16 protein-coding genes and 1 other annotated feature are annotated in these 18,218 nt (G+C 44.6%); all 16 genes read right to left on the bottom strand.

Annotation, left to right across the window (positions count from 1 at the left end; translation table 11 throughout):
- Window positions 1-20: 20 nt before the first annotated feature.
- The 16 genes from rplW to rplA all read right to left on the bottom strand — a co-directional run bounded on the left by rplW (window position 21) and on the right by rplA (window position 18,205).
- Window positions 21-308: a 50S ribosomal protein L23 gene (gene rplW / locus NYE28_RS00740; RefSeq protein WP_003156467.1), complete on the bottom strand. Its 288-nt coding sequence runs from the start codon at window positions 306-308 to the stop codon at window positions 21-23.
- Complete coding sequence (rplD, locus tag NYE28_RS00735) at window positions 308-931, bottom strand: 50S ribosomal protein L4 (protein WP_007615239.1); 624 nt, start codon at window positions 929-931, stop codon at window positions 308-310. The genes rplW and rplD overlap by 1 nt, the downstream gene beginning before the upstream one ends.
- Before the next feature lie 27 nt (window positions 932-958).
- On the bottom strand, window positions 959-1,588 hold the full coding sequence (gene rplC, locus NYE28_RS00730; RefSeq protein ID WP_007410402.1) for a 50S ribosomal protein L3: 630 nt from the start codon (window positions 1,586-1,588) through the stop codon (window positions 959-961).
- 39 nt (window positions 1,589-1,627) lie between these two features.
- Window positions 1,628-1,936: a 30S ribosomal protein S10 gene (gene rpsJ, locus NYE28_RS00725; RefSeq protein WP_003156464.1), complete on the bottom strand. Its 309-nt coding sequence runs from the start codon at window positions 1,934-1,936 to the stop codon at window positions 1,628-1,630.
- Between the two features lie 248 nt (window positions 1,937-2,184).
- The gene (locus NYE28_RS00720) at window positions 2,185-3,150 is read right to left on the bottom strand and encodes an alpha/beta hydrolase (RefSeq protein ID WP_085341675.1); all 966 of its coding nucleotides are present in this window, start codon (window positions 3,148-3,150) and stop codon (window positions 2,185-2,187) included.
- A 103-nt stretch (window positions 3,151-3,253) separates the two neighbouring features.
- A complete protein-coding gene (gene tuf, locus NYE28_RS00715; protein WP_007410400.1) occupies window positions 3,254-4,444 on the bottom strand; it encodes an elongation factor Tu in 1,191 nt (396 codons plus the stop codon).
- 119 nt (window positions 4,445-4,563) lie between these two features.
- Window positions 4,564-6,642, bottom strand: a complete 2,079-nt coding sequence (gene fusA / locus NYE28_RS00710; RefSeq protein ID WP_007410399.1) for an elongation factor G — start codon at window positions 6,640-6,642, stop codon at window positions 4,564-4,566.
- Window positions 6,643-6,694: 52 nt separating this feature from the next.
- Window positions 6,695-7,165 (bottom strand): 30S ribosomal protein S7, encoded by a 471-nt coding sequence (gene rpsG, locus NYE28_RS00705; protein ID WP_003156447.1) that lies wholly within the window; start codon window positions 7,163-7,165, stop codon window positions 6,695-6,697.
- Between the two features lie 39 nt (window positions 7,166-7,204).
- Complete coding sequence (gene rpsL / locus NYE28_RS00700; RefSeq protein ID WP_003156445.1) at window positions 7,205-7,621, bottom strand: 30S ribosomal protein S12; 417 nt, start codon at window positions 7,619-7,621, stop codon at window positions 7,205-7,207.
- 115 nt (window positions 7,622-7,736) lie between these two features.
- On the bottom strand, window positions 7,737-7,985 hold the full coding sequence (locus NYE28_RS00695) for a 50S ribosomal protein L7ae-like protein (protein WP_003156443.1): 249 nt from the start codon (window positions 7,983-7,985) through the stop codon (window positions 7,737-7,739).
- A 168-nt stretch (window positions 7,986-8,153) separates the two neighbouring features.
- Window positions 8,154-11,753 carry a DNA-directed RNA polymerase subunit beta' gene (gene rpoC, locus NYE28_RS00690; RefSeq protein WP_007410398.1) on the bottom strand — a complete coding sequence of 1,200 codons (3,600 nt, stop codon included), beginning with the start codon at window positions 11,751-11,753 and terminating at the stop codon, window positions 8,154-8,156.
- Between the two features lie 62 nt (window positions 11,754-11,815).
- The gene (gene rpoB / locus NYE28_RS00685) at window positions 11,816-15,397 is read right to left on the bottom strand and encodes a DNA-directed RNA polymerase subunit beta (protein WP_003156440.1); all 3,582 of its coding nucleotides are present in this window, start codon (window positions 15,395-15,397) and stop codon (window positions 11,816-11,818) included.
- 244 nt (window positions 15,398-15,641) lie between these two features.
- A complete protein-coding gene (locus NYE28_RS00680) occupies window positions 15,642-16,247 on the bottom strand; it encodes a class I SAM-dependent methyltransferase (protein ID WP_007410397.1) in 606 nt (201 codons plus the stop codon).
- A gap of 91 nt (window positions 16,248-16,338) precedes the next feature.
- Window positions 16,339-16,710, bottom strand: a complete 372-nt coding sequence (rplL, locus tag NYE28_RS00675; protein WP_003156436.1) for a 50S ribosomal protein L7/L12 — start codon at window positions 16,708-16,710, stop codon at window positions 16,339-16,341.
- A gap of 41 nt (window positions 16,711-16,751) precedes the next feature.
- Complete coding sequence (rplJ, locus tag NYE28_RS00670; protein ID WP_007410396.1) at window positions 16,752-17,252, bottom strand: 50S ribosomal protein L10; 501 nt, start codon at window positions 17,250-17,252, stop codon at window positions 16,752-16,754.
- A 63-nt stretch (window positions 17,253-17,315) separates the two neighbouring features.
- Window positions 17,316-17,458, bottom strand: a sequence feature (ribosomal protein L10 leader region).
- A gap of 48 nt (window positions 17,459-17,506) precedes the next feature.
- Window positions 17,507-18,205: a 50S ribosomal protein L1 gene (gene rplA / locus NYE28_RS00665; RefSeq protein ID WP_003156431.1), complete on the bottom strand. Its 699-nt coding sequence runs from the start codon at window positions 18,203-18,205 to the stop codon at window positions 17,507-17,509.
- Window positions 18,206-18,218 lie beyond the last annotated feature (13 nt).

The raw sequence follows: 18,218 nt of genomic DNA, 5'->3' as shown, positions 1-18,218 counted from the left end.
CTCCTTCTTTTTACAGATAATTAAGCTTCAAAAATTTCGATTTCTTTGCTGTCTGCAGTAAGTTTTACGATCGCTTTTCTGCGACGGCTAGTCATACCAGTGTAGCGGCCGACACGTTTTGATTTCCCTTTGTAGTTCATGATGTTGACTTTGTCAACTTTCACTCCAAAGATACTTTCAACTGCATCTTTCACTTCTGTTTTGTTAGCTCTTACATCAACTTCAAAAGTATATTTTTTTTCAGTCATTAAATCAGCAGAACGTTCAGTAATGACGGGGCGCTTAAGAACATCACGAGGATCTTTCATTATGCAAGCACCTCCTCTACTTTTTCAACCGCAGCTTTTGTAATCAGAAGCTTCTCGTGGTTGACAACGTCTAACACGTTGATTCCGTTAGCTTGAACAACTGTAACTCCAGGGATGTTGCGTGCAGAAAGAGATACTGCTTCGTTTGCATCCGCAGTTACGATTAAAGCTTTTTTCTCAACAGATAATCCTTTAAGGATAGCTGCCATTTCTTTTGTTTTAACCGTATCAAGAGTAAGATCTTCAAGAACAATAATGTTGTTGTCGTTCACTTTAGAAGACAATACTGATTTGATTGCCAAGCGGCGAACTTTTTTAGGTAATTTGTAAGAATAGCTGCGTGGTGTTGGGCCGAATACGACACCACCTCCGCGCCATTGCGGTGAACGGATTGAACCTTGACGGGCACGACCTGTACCTTTTTGACGCCATGGTTTGCGACCTCCGCCGCGTACTTCAGAACGATTTTTTACTTTGTGAGATCCTTGACGTAAGGAAGCTCTTTGCATAAGAATAGCGTCGAATACTACGCTCTCATTTGGCTCAATTCCAAATACAGACGCGTTTAATTCGATATCACCAGCAGTAGAACCGTTTTGGTTGTATAATGCTACTTTTGGCATGATCAATTTCCTCCTTTCCTAAGAGACTTATTTAGATTTAACAGCACTTTTAACAGTGATTAAAGTTTTTCTCGCACCAGGTACGTTACCTTTAATCAAAAGAAGATTGCGCTCAGCATCTACTTTTACGATTTCAAGGTTTTGGACAGTGATTTGATCTCCGCCCATGCGTCCAGGTAATAGTTTACCTTTGAATACACGGTTAGGATCTACAGGTCCCATTGAACCAGGACGACGGTGGTAGCGTGAACCGTGAGACATAGGTCCGCGAGATTGTCCGTGGCGCTTGATTGCACCTTGGAAACCTTTACCTTTAGATACTCCTGTTACATCTACGATTTCTCCTGCAGAGAAAATTTCAACCTTGACTTCCTGACCAATTTCATACGCATCCATATCCACGCCGCGTAATTCTTTAACGAAGCGCTTAGGAGCAGTTTCCGCTTTTGCAACGTGTCCTTTTTCCGGTTTGTTTGAAAGCTTTTCACGCTTATCGTCAAAACCAAGCTGGATCGCTTCATAGCCATCATTTTCAGCTGTTTTCTTTTGAAGAACAACGTTTGGAGCTGCTTCAATAACAGTTACCGGGATAAGATCACCGTTCTCTGCGAATACTTGCGTCATACCAATTTTTCTTCCTAAGATTCCTTTGGTCATTCGTCACACCTCCTATTAAGATCATTCTATATTTTAGAATTAAAGTTTGATTTCGATATCGACACCAGATGGTAAGTCTAATCGCATGAGAGCATCAACAGTTTGTGGTGTTGGGTTCACAATGTCGATTAAACGTTTATGTGTACGCATTTCAAATTGCTCACGAGAATCTTTGTATTTGTGCACCGCACGAAGGATTGTGTAAACTGATTTTTCAGTTGGCAACGGAATCGGACCAGATACGCTGGCACCAGAACGTTTTGCCGTTTCAACAATCTTCTCTGCAGATTGATCAAGGATTCTATGATCATATGCTTTTAAACGAATACGAATTTTTTGTTTTGCCATTATTTTCCCTCCTTTTCGCCTACATCACGTTAGACAGTTCTCCGCGAGAAAAACCTGATCACCTTGCCATGGCAAAGCGGCCGGGTGTGTCAGCAACCTCTCACTTCATCGCAGTCAAAGACCAACATACACTATTATACAGAAAATAGACGCATGTTGCAAGGTTTATTTAAAGAACCTTGTGGTTTTCACACTTTGATTATTATACAGGTGATACCATGATTAATCAAGGATATGCCTGTTTTCTTTCAGAGATGGAACGATGCGAACCGGCTGACAACTTCGGCAAAGCGATCCGGTTCCTCCAAGTGAGGCGAATGGGCTGAATTCTCAAACCAATGCCATTCTTTATACGGCGCATCAACCTTCTGATAATATTCATAAGACGTCGTCCCCGGGACCGTCAAATCGTATCTCCCTGACATAAAACAGCACGGTATTATAATAGAAGAAACTGATTCTCCGGCATCAAAGAAAATGAGATCCTCCCACAGGTGTTTCAGGCTGAACATTTGTCCCCGCGCGGCTAAGAAACTCCCTCTCACACCGTACGGTTCACCAAACAGCATTCGCCCCCCTGCTTTAAGAGCACCGATCGGATGATGGGTAAAGCCCCCTCCCCTCATCTCGATACAAAGCAGAAACAACGTTCGCTGCAGCTGTTTCTCCCATGGAGGCGCTCCGATAAAGCTCAGCGTCTTTTCCAGCAGGAAATGTTTGCGTTGCCTGCTCCATTCCATCATCAGCCGGTAAGCTTCCGTTTCTTCCTTTTGAATATTAACCACCTGACTGATACCGATATACGCATAATACAAATCAGGCCTCTCTTGAAGAACATGAAGCGCCAGAACTGAACCCCACGAATAGCCGGCGATATATATTTTTTGCCTGCTGAATTGCTTGCATAGGCGTTCGGTCAAATGAATGGTATCGGCTGTCAGCTGATCCAAGGTCATAGATGAACCCGGAATTTCCTTTGAATAAGAGAGACCCGCCCCTCTCTGATCCCAGTTCACAACGGTGAAATGCTTTTCCAGCTTATTCTGGTATTTTCTCGCATAGCCGATTTGGGGCGTGCCGGGACCGCCGTGCAAAAACAAAAGCAGCGGATTACTCCTGTCATCACCATTAATCATAATGGTTTGTTCACTGCCATTAATCAGCAATTGCTGAAGCATTGAAATACGATTGGTTTTCTTGAAGTTATCGTTCATCGGTCTGCTCCTAAAATTTGTATACGTTCTATTATACATGGAATCAGCGGGGAAACAAAAAAACGAGGCCCCATAAGGGACCCCGCATTAATGAACGAGTCGATTACTCAGTGATTGTAGAAACAACGCCTGAACCAACTGTACGTCCGCCTTCACGAATAGAGAAACGAGTTCCTTCTTCGATAGCGATTGTAGAGATAAGTTCAACGATCATTTCAGTGTTATCTCCAGGCATAACCATTTCTACGCCTTCTGGAAGATTGATGATACCAGTTACGTCAGTTGTACGGAAGTAGAACTGAGGACGGTAGTTAGAGAAGAATGGAGTATGACGTCCACCCTCTTCTTTAGAAAGAACGTAAACTTCAGCTTTGAATTTGCTGTGTGGAGTGATTGTACCTGGTTTAGCAAGTACTTGTCCACGTTGGATGTCTTCACGAGCTACACCGCGAAGAAGTGCACCGATGTTGTCTCCAGCTTCAGCATAGTCAAGAAGCTTACGGAACATTTCAACACCTGTAACAGTTGTTTTGCTGTTTTCTTCTTGAAGACCGATGATTTCAACTTCGTCACCGACTTTAACTTGTCCGCGTTCTACACGGCCAGTAGCAACTGTACCACGACCAGTGATTGAGAATACGTCCTCAACTGGCATCATGAATGGTTTGTCAGTGTCGCGTTCTGGAGTTGGGATGTACTCGTCAACTGCAGCCATAAGTTCAAGAATTTTTTCTTCGTACTCAGCGTCACCTTCAAGAGCTTTAAGAGCAGAACCTTTAACAACTGGTACATCATCACCAGGGAAGTCGTATTCGCTAAGAAGATCGCGAACTTCCATTTCAACAAGCTCAAGAAGCTCTTCGTCGTCTACCATGTCGCATTTGTTAAGGAATACTACGATGTATGGTACACCAACGTTTTTAGAAAGAAGGATGTGCTCACGAGTTTGTGGCATTGGGCCATCAGCAGCAGATACTACAAGGATAGCTCCGTCCATTTGCGCAGCACCAGTGATCATGTTTTTAACATAGTCAGCGTGTCCTGGGCAGTCAACGTGTGCATAGTGACGAGTGTCAGTTTCGTACTCAACGTGTGCAGTAGAGATTGTGATACCGCGCTCACGTTCTTCTGGAGCACCATCAATTTGATCGTACGCCATAGCTGTACCTTTACCAGATTTCTTATGAAGTACTGTTGAGATAGCAGCAGTTAATGTTGTTTTACCATGGTCAACGTGTCCAATTGTACCGATATTGGCATGTGATTTGGAACGGTCGAATTTTTCTTTAGCCATTCTAAAATCCTCCTTAAGAGCTTTTAATTAGTAATGTATAGAGTGATAGAAAGTGAAAGCAAGCTCTCACTTCCTCATCTTACAATAGTAGTTATACTTGAGTTAAGTGGCAAAATCAATTATTCGCCTTTATTTTTTTTGATAATTTCTTCAGCGATGCTCTTCGGCACTTCTTCGTAGTGATCCATGAACATTGTGAACGTACCGCGTCCTTGCGTGTTAGAACGAAGGGCAGTAGCGTAACCGAACATTTCAGCAAGAGGTACCATCGCACGCACAACTTGAGCGTTACCGCGAGCTTCCATACCTTCTACGCGTCCGCGACGAGAAGTAACATCACCCATGATGTCTCCCATGTATTCTTCAGGAATAACAACTTCAACTTTCATGATTGGTTCAAGAAGAACTGGGTTACATTTGCTGACTGCATTTTTCAATGCCATAGAAGCAGCGACTTTAAACGCCATTTCGTTTGAGTCAACATCATGGTAAGATCCATCAAAAAGTTTCGCCTTGATGTCGATTAGCGGGAATCCGGCTAGGACACCATTTTCAAGAGAGTCTTCAAGACCTGCTTGTACGGCTGGGATGTATTCACGAGGAACAACACCACCGACGATTGCGTTTTCGAATTCAAAGCCAGCGCCTTCTTCGTTCGGTTCAAATTCGATCCAAACGTGACCGAACTGACCGCGTCCGCCTGATTGACGTACGAATTTACCTTCAACTTTTGCACCGGTACGGAATGTCTCACGGTACGCAACTTGAGGAGCACCAACGTTAGCTTCAACTTTGAACTCACGCTTCATACGATCAACAATGATATCAAGGTGAAGCTCACCCATACCAGAGATGATTGTTTGACCCGTTTCAGGGTTTGTTTGTGTACGGAATGTAGGATCTTCTTCAGCAAGTTTCGCTAAAGCGATACCCATTTTATCTTGGTCAGCTTTTGATTTAGGCTCAATCGCTACGTCGATAACAGGCTCTGGGAATTCCATTGATTCAAGGATTACAAGATCCTTCTCATCACATAGAGTATCTCCAGTAGAAGTATCTTTTAGACCTACAGCAGCTGCGATGTCTCCAGCGTAAACAGTAGAGATCTCTTCACGGCTGTTAGCGTGCATTTGAAGGATACGTCCTACGCGCTCACGCTTGCCTTTTGTAGAGTTCTTTACATATGAACCGGAATCAAGTGTACCGGAATATACGCGGAAGAATGTCAGCTTACCGACATAAGGGTCAGTCATAACTTTAAATGCAAGTGCAGAGAACGGCTCTTCATCAGAAGAATGACGAACAATCTCTTCATCTGTGTCAGGACGTACACCTTTGATTGCAGCAACATCAGTTGGCGCAGGAAGGTAGTCAAGAACAGCATCAAGTACAAGCTGAACACCTTTGTTTTTGAAAGCAGATCCAACAAGTACAGGGTAGAATTCAACATTCAGTGTACCTTTACGGATAGCAGCTTTCAGTTCAGGGATAGTGATTTCTTCACCTTCAAGGTACTTTTCCATAAGCTCTTCATCAAGCTCAGCTACAGCTTCAATCAGGCTGCTGCGAAGCTCTTCAGCTTGCTCTTTGTACTCTTCAGGGATTTCTTTCGCATCTGAACGAGTTCCAAGGTCATCTTCGTAGAAATACGCAACGTTTTCTACTAAGTCAATGATACCTTCGAAGTTGTCTTCAGCGCCGATCGGCAATTGAATTGCGTGAGCGTTAGCTTGAAGACGGTCTCTTAAAGTGCCTACAGAGTAAAGGAAGTCTGCGCCGATTTTGTCCATTTTGTTGACAAATACAACGCGCGGTACTCCGTAAGTTGTTGCTTGGCGCCATACTGTTTCTGTCTGAGGCTCAACACCTGATTGAGCATCAAGTACGGCAACCGCACCATCAAGTACACGGAGTGAACGTTCAACTTCAACTGTGAAGTCTACGTGTCCCGGTGTATCGATGATGTTTACACGGTAACCTTTCCACTGTGCAGTCGTTGCTGCAGAAGTGATTGTGATACCGCGTTCTTGTTCCTGCTCCATCCAGTCCATTTGCGAAGCACCTTCGTGAGTTTCGCCAATTTTGTGGATACGGCCTGTGTAGAACAAGATCCGTTCTGTAGTAGTCGTTTTACCGGCATCGATGTGAGCCATGATCCCGATATTACGAGTTTTTTCTAAGGAGAACTCTCTTGCCATTGGGTAATTTCTCCTTCCTTATTAGGGAATTATTATTTTGATTATATGAATCCTACCAGCGGTAGTGAGCAAATGCTTTGTTCGCTTCTGCCATCTTGTGAGTGTCTTCACGTTTCTTAACGGCAGCACCAGTGTTGTTAGCTGCATCAAGAATTTCGTTAGCCAGGCGCTCTTCCATTGTTTTTTCTCCGCGAAGACGCGCATAGTTAACCAACCAGCGAAGACCAAGAGTTGTACGGCGTTCAGGACGAACTTCTACAGGCACTTGGTAGTTAGCTCCACCTACACGGCGTGCTTTTACTTCAAGTACAGGCATGATGTTTTTCAATGCTTGTTCGAAAACCTCCATTGCATCATTGCCAGTGCGTTCTTTAATGATATCGAATGACTTGTATAGGATTGTTTGAGATTTACCTTTTTTACCGTCGATCATCATTTTGTTGATCAGGCGGGATACCAGCTTAGAGTTGTAAAGCGGATCAGGTAAAACATCTCTTTTTGCTACAGGACCTTTACGTGGCATCTGAATATCCTCCCTTCATAGTTTTAATGATTTATTTGATTACTTTGCTTTAGGACGTTTCGTACCGTATTTAGAACGGCCTTGCGCACGGTTTTCAACTCCGGCAGTATCAAGCGCGCCACGAACGATGTGGTAGCGTACCCCCGGTAAGTCTTTTACACGTCCGCCGCGGATCAGTACAACGCTGTGCTCTTGCAGGTTGTGACCGATACCAGGAATGTAGGCAGTAACCTCGATTCCGTTAGTCAAACGAACACGAGCATATTTACGAAGTGCTGAGTTCGGTTTTTTCGGTGTCATTGTACCCACACGAGTACATACCCCGCGTTTTTGTGGAGAAGATACGTTAGTGTGCTCTTTTTTAAAGCTGTTGTATCCTTTGTTTAGTGCAGGTGACTTAGAGTTTTCAACTTTGCTCACGCGTCCCTTGCGAATTAGCTGATTAATTGTAGGCATGTTATGTTCCTCCCTTCATTACGTTTTATAACCCACATACCCAGGTGGTTCATCATTAGGCAAAAAACAATGTCTTTACACAAGATTGATATCTTATATAAAAACAAAAAGTACGCTATAACATAATGGCAACAGCTGCTGCTCCCACTTCAATTCCGCAGGCTTTGCCGAGCTTTTTCATGGAATCCACCATACAGACAGCGGTATTTTGGTTCTTTGCAAGCTGGATAACGCCAGCTGTAAGAACTGAATCCGCGTCTTTTGCCACGACGACTTCCTTCACTGAACCTCGTTTTAGAGCTTTCACTGTTTGCTTCGTACCAATAATAATTGATTTGGCCTGTGATACTTTATCATAAGACATGAACATATCCTCCAAAGTAACAGGTTTTATTTCGAGCACCTTGGTTATATTATCACTCTGCGGGACGGATGTCAACAACGTATGACATTTTTTAGTGCAGTCCACCGCCAGAATAATTGTAATACTGAGGAAAAGCTGTCGAAACAGCCTTTCCTGCAGCAGTTTCTATTATTCAGCCGGAACCATATCTTCCGAAGGCTGAACGTTTGAAACAGGTTTTACTTTTCTGTAATTCATCATACCGGTACCGGCCGGAACCAGCTTACCGATGATAACATTCTCTTTCAGGCCGAGAAGTTCATCGCGCTTGCCTTTAATCGCAGCATCTGTAAGAACGCGTGTTGTTTCTTGGAATGATGCGGCAGACAAGAATGAATCCGTCTCGAGTGAAGCTTTTGTGATACCGAGAAGGACAGGACGGCCTGTAGCAGGTCGATTGCCTTCAAGCAGCACTTTTTTGTTCGCTTCTGTGAATTGGTGAATATCAAGCAATGTGCCAGGGAGAACATCAGTATCTCCGGCATCGATCACACGGACTTTGCGAAGCATCTGGCGAACCATTACTTCTACGTGTTTATCGCCGATTTCAACCCCCTGCATACGGTAAACTTTCTGAACCTCATGCAGAAGATATTCCTGAACCGTTGTCAGGTCAGTGACTTTAAGAAGTTCTTTCGGATCGATTGAACCTTCTGTCAGCACTTGCCCGCGGGTAATCTGATCACCCTCAGCCACTTTCAGGCGTGAGTTGTAAGGTGCCGTGTATGAACGTGTCTCAACAGCGCCCTGAACAACAATCTCCTGCTGTTTGTCGCGGACTTCATTGATTTCGGCAATTGTACCGTCAATCTCAGAAATCGTCGCTTGACCTTTCGGATTACGCGCTTCGAAAAGCTCTTGGATACGCGGAAGACCTTGTGTGATATCGTCTCCGGCAACCCCGCCTGTGTGGAACGTACGCATTGTTAACTGTGTTCCAGGCTCACCGATAGATTGAGCGGCGATAATACCTACTGCTTCGCCGACTTCAACATCAGTTCCGGTTGCAAGGTTACGTCCGTAGCATCGTTTACATACACCATGAGGAGTGTTACATGTGAACGCAGAACGGATCCACACTTCTTCGATTCCGGCTTCAACGATTTCCAGCGCTTTATCTTCATCGATCAATTCATTTTCGTTAATGAGCACAGCACCCGTTTCAGGATGTTTGATCTGTTTTCTGGCGAAACGTCCGATCAGACGCTCTTCCAGACGCTCGATGATTTCCGTGCCTTCTTTGAGCGGTTTTGCAAGAATACCGCGGTCTGTTCCGCAATCTGTTTCACGAATGATAACATCCTGCGCAACATCAACAAGACGGCGTGTAAGGTAACCTGAGTCAGCTGTTTTCAGGGCGGTATCGGCAAGACCTTTACGCGCACCGTGAGTGGAGATAAAGTACTCCAATACTGTCAGACCTTCACGGAAACTTGATTTAATCGGCAATTCAATGATTCGTCCAGCCGGGTTGGCCATCAGACCGCGCATACCCGCAAGCTGTGTAAAGTTAGATGCGTTACCACGGGCTCCTGAGTCACTCATCATGTAGATCGGGTTGACTTCGTCTAATGATTTCATCAGTTTGCCTTGGATAACATCTTTCGCTGAACTCCAAATTGAAATGACTCTTTCATAACGTTCTTCTTCGGTGATTAAACCGCGTCTGAACTGTTTCAGGACATTATCAACTTTGCTTTGTGCTTCTTCAAGGATTTCCTGTTTGTCATCGAGAACGACGATATCAGAAACCCCTACTGTGATGCCGGCTTTCGTTGAATATCTGAAACCGAGATTTTTCATGCGGTCAAGCATTTTAGACGTTTCCGTGATATGGAATCGTTTAAAGATTTCCGCGATGATTTTACCGAGAATGCCTTTTTTAAACGGTGCGTTGATCGGCTGCTCAGCAATCACAGCTTTTACGTCAGCACCTTTATCTAAGAAGAAACGGTCAGGTGTCTTCTCTTCAATGTTGCTCTTCGTTGGTTCATTCATGTAAGGGAATGATTCCGGAAGAATTTCATTGAAGACGAGCTTACCGACAGTTGTAATTAACAATTTTGAACGCTGTTCTTCAGTAAATGTCACATTCTTAAGGGAGTTCGCTGCAACAGCAACTCTCGTATGAAGGTGAACATAACCGTTTTGATAAGCAAGAAGCGCTTCGTCCGTATTTTTGAAAACCATACCCTCGCCGACTGCTCCGGCGCGCTCAAGCGTCAGGTAGTAGTTTCCTAATACCATATCCTGAGACGGCGTAACAACCGGTTTACCATCTTTAGGGTTCAAGATGTTTTGGGCCGCAAGCATCAGAATGCGCGCCTCAGCTTGAGCCTCAGCTGATAAAGGTACGTGAACCGCCATTTGGTCACCGTCAAAGTCAGCGTTATAAGCTGTACATACTAATGGGTGAAGACGGATGGCGCGTCCTTCAACAAGCGTCGGTTCAAAAGCCTGGATACCTAATCTGTGAAGAGTAGGGGCACGGTTCAGTAAGACCGGATGCTCCTTAATGACAGATTCAAGCACATCCCATACTTCAGGCTGCACGCGTTCGATTTTGCGTTTTGCGCTCTTGATATTGTGAGCAAGGCCTTTTTCAACAAGCTCTTTCATGACGAAAGGCTTGAAGAGCTCAAGCGCCATTTCCTTCGGCAAACCGCACTGATACATTTTCAGATGCGGACCTACGACGATAACGGAACGTCCTGAGTAGTCTACACGTTTACCGAGAAGGTTCTGACGGAAACGCCCTTGTTTCCCTTTCAGCATGTGAGAAAGAGATTTAAGCGGACGGTTACCCGGTCCGGTAACCGGACGGCCGCGGCGTCCGTTGTCAATCAGAGCATCGACTGCTTCCTGAAGCATACGTTTTTCGTTCTGAACGATGATGCTTGGCGCGCCGAGGTCTAACAGACGTTTTAAACGGTTATTACGGTTGATGACACGACGGTAAAGGTCGTTCAGGTCAGACGTTGCGAAACGTCCGCCGTCAAGCTGAACCATCGGTCTTAATTCAGGCGGAATAACCGGAAGCACGTCGAGGATCATCCAAGACGGCTTGTTTCCTGAATTACGGAAGGCTTCAAGCACTTCAAGGCGTTTGATCGCACGTGTACGGCGCTGTCCTTGAGAAGTCTTCAGCTCTTCTTTTAACATATCAACTTCTTTGACAAGGTCGATGTCCTGCAGAAGTTTATTAATGGCTTCCGCACCCATAGAGGCTTGGAATTTGTTTCCGTACTTATCCAGATACGCACGGTATTCCTTTTCAGATAAAAGCTGTTTCTTTTCGAGCGGTGTATTGGCCGGGTCAGTTACGACGTAAGAAGCAAAGTAAATAACTTCTTCCAGCGCACGCGGTGACATATCCAATACAAGACCCATACGGCTCGGAATACCTTTGAAATACCAAATGTGAGAAACCGGGGCAGCCAGTTCAATATGCCCCATTCTCTCACGACGGACTTTAGCCCGCGTTACTTCAACTCCGCAACGGTCACAAACTACGCCTTTATAACGAACCCGCTTGTACTTGCCGCAATGACATTCCCAGTCCTTAGTCGGTCCGAAAATGCGTTCGCAGAACAGGCCGTCCTTTTCAGGTTTCAATGTACGATAGTTTATCGTTTCAGGCTTTTTCACTTCACCAAAAGACCATGAACGGATTTTATCCGGTGAAGCAAGACCGATGTTCATATACTCAAAATTGTTCACATCTAGCAAGGGGCCTACCTCCCTTTTTATCTTCGGATTAACCGATGTCACTTGCCTTTATCAATCAGAGACTATTCTTTCGTTACTGCGTCACGTTCAACGTCTGGAGATGCTGTTTCTTCCGGCGCTTCATCACCTGATAATGCAAGGCCGTCAGCTTGTTTCGCATCTTCCTCGTCTTCTAGATCTCTCATTTCTATTTCTTCTTCATCGCCTGAAAGGATTTTCACGTCCATACCTAAGCTTTGAAGCTCTTTGATCAATACTTTGAATGATTCCGGAACACCAGGCTCTGGAACATTGTCGCCTTTGACGATGGCTTCATATGTTTTCACACGTCCGACCACGTCATCGGACTTCACAGTCAGGATTTCTTGAAGCGTGTAAGCTGCGCCGTAAGCTTCAAGCGCCCAAACCTCCATCTCACCGAAACGCTGTCCGCCGAATTGGGCTTTACCGCCGAGAGGCTGCTGCGTAACAAGTGAGTAAGGACCTGTAGAACGGGCATGAAGTTTATCATCAACCATGTGTGCCAGTTTGATCATGTACATGATTCCGACAGATACACGGTTGTCAAACGGTTCACCCGTACGGCCGTCATAAAGAACTGTTTTAGCGTCTCTTGACATGCCTGCTTCTTCAAGTGTTTCCCACACATCTTCTTCACGCGCGCCGTCAAATACAGGTGACGCGATGTGAATGCCGAGGTAGCGGGCAGCCATACCCATGTGAAGTTCTAATACCTGACCGATATTCATACGTGATGGTACACCCAGCGGGTTAAGCATGATATCGATCGGCGTGCCGTCAGGAAGGTAAGGCATATCTTCTTCAGGAAGAATCTTCGAGATAACCCCTTTGTTTCCGTGACGTCCGGCCATTTTATCACCTTCAGAAATCTTACGTTTCTGAACGATATATACGCGTACAAGCTGGTTCACTCCCGGAGGAAGTTCGTCGCCGTCTTCACGGTTGAAGACTTTTACGTCGTGGATAATTCCGCCGCCGCCGTGAGGCACACGGAGAGAAGTATCACGGACTTCACGCGCTTTTTCTCCAAAGATCGCATGCAGAAGGCGTTCTTCAGCCGTAAGCTCAGTTACACCTTTAGGCGTTACTTTACCTACGAGAAGGTCTCCGTCGTTGACTTCCGCACCGATACGGATAATTCCGCGGTCATCAAGATTGCGAAGCGCGTCTTCCCCTACGTTTGGAATATCGCGGGTGATCTCTTCCGGCCCAAGCTTTGTATCACGTGCTTCTGATTCATATTCTTCAATGTGAATAGATGTGTATACATCATCTTTCACAAGGCGTTCACTCATGATGATGGCATCCTCATAGTTGTAACCATCCCATGTCATGAAGCCGACCATTACGTTGCGGCCGAGAGCAAGTTCACCAAGCTCCATTGAAGGTCCGTCAGCAAGGATTTCTCCTTTGACTACTTCATCGCCGACACTGACGATCGGACGCTGGTTGTAGCACGTACCTTGGTTGGAGCGGACAAATTTCAGCAAGCTGTACTTATCCAGGTTGCCTTTTACTTTTTGGCCGTCAATTTCTTCATAGCGGCGCACCCATACGTTTTTCGCTTCCACCCGTTCAACGATACCAGGGTGTTTACAAATAACGGCTGCACCGGAGTCTTTACCGGATACGTATTCCATACCCGTTCCGACGATCGGAGCTTCCGGCTGCATCAAAGGCACAGCCTGACGCTGCATGTTCGCTCCCATGAGGGCACGGTTCGAGTCATCGTTTTCCAAGAACGGAATACATGCTGTCGCAGCAGATACAACCTGTTTAGGAGATACGTCCATGTAATCCACGCGGTTGCGGGCTACAACGGTGTTTTCCCCTCTGAAACGCGCTACGATGCTGTCATCCAAGAAAGAACCGTCATCGCTCAGCTTAGCATTCGCTTGGGCTACGACATAGTTATCCTCTTCATCAGCAGTCAGGTAGTCGATTCTAGGCGTTACTTTTCCTGTTTCAGGATCAACGCGGCGGTATGGCGTCTCAATGAAACCAAAGCGGTTTACTTTCGCAAATGATGACAATGAGTTGATCAAACCGATGTTCGGGCCCTCAGGCGTTTCAATCGGACACATACGGCCATAGTGAGAGTAGTGAACGTCACGTACTTCCATACCTGCGCGCTCACGTGTCAAACCGCCCGGTCCGAGAGCTGACAGACGGCGTTTGTGCGTCAATTCAGCAAGCGGGTTCGTCTGATCCATGAATTGAGAAAGCTGTGAGCTTCCGAAGAACTCTTTAATAGACGCAATAACAGGTCTGATGTTAATCAGCTGCTGCGGCGTAATTGTATTCGTGTCTTGAATAGACATTCTTTCACGTACGACACGTTCCATCCGGCTTAAACCGATACGGAATTGGTTTTGCAGGAGCTCACCTACAGAACGCAGACGGCGGTTTCCGAGATGGTCGATATCATCAGTGTCGCCCACTCCGTGCAGGAGGTTGAAGAAGTAGCTGATAGAAGAAATAATATCAGCAGGCGTAATGTTTTTAATCGCCTCTTCGATGTAAGCATTGCCGATCACATTGATCGTCTGCTCTCCTTCTGCATCGGTAGGAGCATAGATTTTAATGGATTGAAGCATCACTTCATCCTCGACAACGCCGCCGTTAGGATAAAGCTTTCTGAAGCCGATTCCATTTTCTAAGTATGGCAGTACTTTATCAAGTGTTCTTCTGTCAAGAATCTGCCCTTTTTCAGCGAGAATTTCACCGGTTTCCGGATCCACCAGTGTTTCTGCAAGGCGCTGGTTAAACAGGCGGTTCTTGATATGAAGCTTTTTATTAATTTTATAGCGTCCTACATTCGCAAGGTCGTATCGCTTCGGATCGAAGAAACGGGAATCCAGCAAGCTTTTTGCGTTTTCTACTGTAGGCGGCTCTCCGGGACGAAGGCGCTCATAGATTTCAAGAAGCGCTTTGTCACTGTTTTCAGTGTTGTCCTTATCCAGTGTATTGCGGAGATATTCGTTCTCACCAATGAGATCGAGAATCTCTTGGTCGGAACCGAAGCCGAGAGCACGCAAAAGAACCGTAACCGGCAACTTACGTGTGCGATCAATGCGGACATACACAACATCTTTCGCATCAGTTTCGTATTCTAACCATGCGCCACGGTTTGGAATGACAGTCGCGGTAAAACCTTTTTTACCGTTCTTGTCTACTTTACCACTGAAATATACACTTGGAGACCGAACAAGCTGAGATACGATAACACGTTCTGCACCGTTGATGATAAAAGTACCGGTATCTGTCATAATAGGGAAATCACCCATGAAGACATCCTGGTCTTTTACCTCTCCAGTTTCTTTGTTAATTAAACGAACCTTCACTCTCAGCGGAGCTGAGTAAGTCACATCACGTTCTTTTGACTCTTCAACGGGATACTTAGGATCTCCTAAACTGTAGTCAATGAACTCTAGAGAGAGGTTACCAGTGAAATCCTCAATTGGTGATATGTCTTGAAACATCTCTCTAAGACCCTCATCAAGAAACCACTGATAAGAAGAGGTTTGAATTTCAATGAGATTTGGTAATTCTAACACTTCGCTAATGCGAGCATAGCTTCTGCGCTGGCGGTGTCGTCCATACTGAACTAGTTGACCTGTCAACTGATTCACCCCTCAAATCATGCGTATTATATGTGTAATAAGCATCTCTTACGATAAAGAAATACTTTTACAAGACAAAAGAAAAAAGGGTTTCTAATTAAGAAAACCACATCCAAAAACAAATACCGATTTTATTAGCATTTCCATGTTTGTATAATTTATACATGCACTATGATTATTTCAGCATATCATGCAAAATATATACATTGGCATTTTACAATATTAACATAGCTGAAAATTCAAGTCAAACTTTTTTTGCTTTTATGATATAATAGCCTTTCTTTTTTTGAACCACAGAAACTTCGTCAAAAAGCTCCTTCAGTTTTTCAATGGCAGAAGGCCCGCCCTGTTTTTTCTGTATAACGATCCACAATTCACCTGAAGCCCTTAAATGCTCAGCGCTTTTTTCAAAAATGGCATGGACAACTTTTTTTCCGGCGCGGATTGGGGGGTTTGTAATAATAGAAGCAAATGTTTGAGCAGAATCAATATTTGAAAATAAATCACTCTGATAAATTCTAACGTTTTTTATTCCGTTTTTTTCTGCATTTTCATTTGACAGCTCTACGGCTCTTTCATTCACGTCAATCATGTGCACGGTCCGGTCTGTAAATTCACCGGCGAGTGACAGACCGATCGGGCCGTAACCGCAGCCTGCATCCAGGAAGTCACCATCGATCTCCGGCTCTTCAAACGCTTCAATTAAGACACGCGAACCGAAATCAACTTCCTTTTTCGAGAAAACGCCGCTGTCACTTGTGAATGTATAAGATCTGTTCCGCAGTGTAAATGACCATGTCTGTTTATCGCTTTTAACTGAAGGTTTTTCTGAATAATAGTGATCACTCATTATTAGAACCTCCTTTTATAATGGCACTTAAAGAAAAGCAAAGAAAAAGCCCGCCTCATAAAAGCGAGCTTCCCCTACAGGCAAGTGAAGATTACTTAACTTCTACAGAAGCGCCAACTTCTTCAAGTTTAGCTTTAAGCTCTTCAGCTTCTTCTTTCGCAATACCTTCTTTAAGTGGTTTTGGAGTGTTGTCAACAAGTTCTTTAGCTTCTTTCAAGCCAAGACCAGTGATTTCACGAACAACTTTGATAACTTTGATTTTCTGAGAACCTGCACCAGCAAGGATAAGGTCGAATTCGCTTTGCTCTTCAGCAGCGCCGCCAGCAGCAGCTCCGCCAGCTACAGCTACAGGAGCAGCAGCAGTTACGCCAAATTCTTCTTCGATTGCTTTTACTAGGTCGTTCAATTCAAGTACAGTTGCTTCTTTAACGGAAGCAATGATTTCTTCGATATTTAAAGCCATTTGAAATTCCTCCATTTGTTTTATTTTAGGGTAAAATCAGATTAAGCGCCTTGTTCTTCCTTTTGGTCTGCAACTGCTTTAGCTGCAAGTGCAAGGTTGCGAACTGGAGCTTGAAGTACGCTAAGCAACATAGAAAGTAAGCCATCGCGTGAAGGAAGTTCAGCAAGAGCTTTCACTTCTTCAACAGAAGATACTTTTCCTTCGATAACGCCCGCTTTGATTTCCAGAGCTTCGTGATTTTTCGCGAACTCGTTAAGAACTTTTGCCGGAGCGATAACATCTTCAGTACTGAATGCGATCGCATTCGGTCCAGTTAAGACATCATTCAAACCATCAAGTTCAGCTTGTTCAACCGCACGGCGAGTCATTGTGTTTTTGTACACTTTGAACTCTACGTTAGCTTCGCGAAGCTGTTTACGGAGTTCAGTTACTTCAGAAACGTTAAGTCCGCGGTAGTCAACGATGATCGTTGATTTGCTTTCTTTCAGTTTAGAAGCAATCTCTTCAACAACAACTTTTTTTGTATCAATTGCGCTGCTCATGGTTACACCTCCTGTAGATTTTGTGTAACACTTATACCGCTAGGTGATCACGACTGTGACGACGATTTCATATAAAAAGCCTCCATGTGGACATGGAGGCTGTATATACAAGCATACGTAACGTAATAGCTGTGATATATATACACCTCGGCAGGATATTAAGCCTTAACGGCCCCTGCTGTCTACGGTATAAATGACATATTATATTTTACAACATTTTGAATCATATCAGAATGCTGATCTAAAGTCAAATATTATTTTACGTTGAAAGTAGAAGCGTCTACTTTGACACCAGGGCCCATAGTAGAAGTAACGGCAACGTTTTTCACGTAAACACCTTTAGCCGCAGCCGGTTTTGCTTTCAGGATTGTATCATACATTGTTGTGAAGTTCTCAACAAGTTTTTCATCCTCGAAAGAAACTTTTCCGATCGGAACATGGATGTTACCAGCTTTGTCAACGCGGTATTCTACTTTACCAGCTTTGATTTCGCCGATTGCTTTTTCTACTTCGAATGTAACAGTTCCTGTTTTAGGGTTTGGCATAAGACCTTTTGGTCCAAGCACACGGCCGATTTTACCGACTTCACCCATCATGTCAGGAGTCGCAACGATTACATCGAATTCGAACCAGCCTTGCTGGATTTTCGCGATGTAATCAGAATCGCCAACGTAGTCTGCACCGGCAGCTTCAGCTTCTTTTGCTTTTTCGCCTTTAGCGAATACTAGCACGCGCTGAGTTTTACCAGTTCCGTTAGGAAGTACAACTGCACCGCGGATTTGCTGATCGTTTTTACGAGGGTCAACCCCTAAACGAAAAGCAACTTCAACTGTAGCGTCGAATTTAGCTGTGTTTGTTTTTTTAGTAAGCGCCACTGCTTCAGCGACGTCGTAAGCTTTCGCACGGTCTACAAGCTTCGCAGCTTCAACGTACTTTTTACCTTTTTTAGCCATTTTAAAATTTCCT

This window comes from Bacillus sp. FSL R5-0443, from assembly GCF_038608285.1.
Classification (GTDB): Bacteria; Bacillota; Bacilli; order Bacillales; family Bacillaceae; genus Bacillus; species Bacillus velezensis.
The sequence above is the reverse complement of the archived record's forward strand: the minus strand, read 5'-3'. Positions and strand labels throughout refer to the sequence as shown.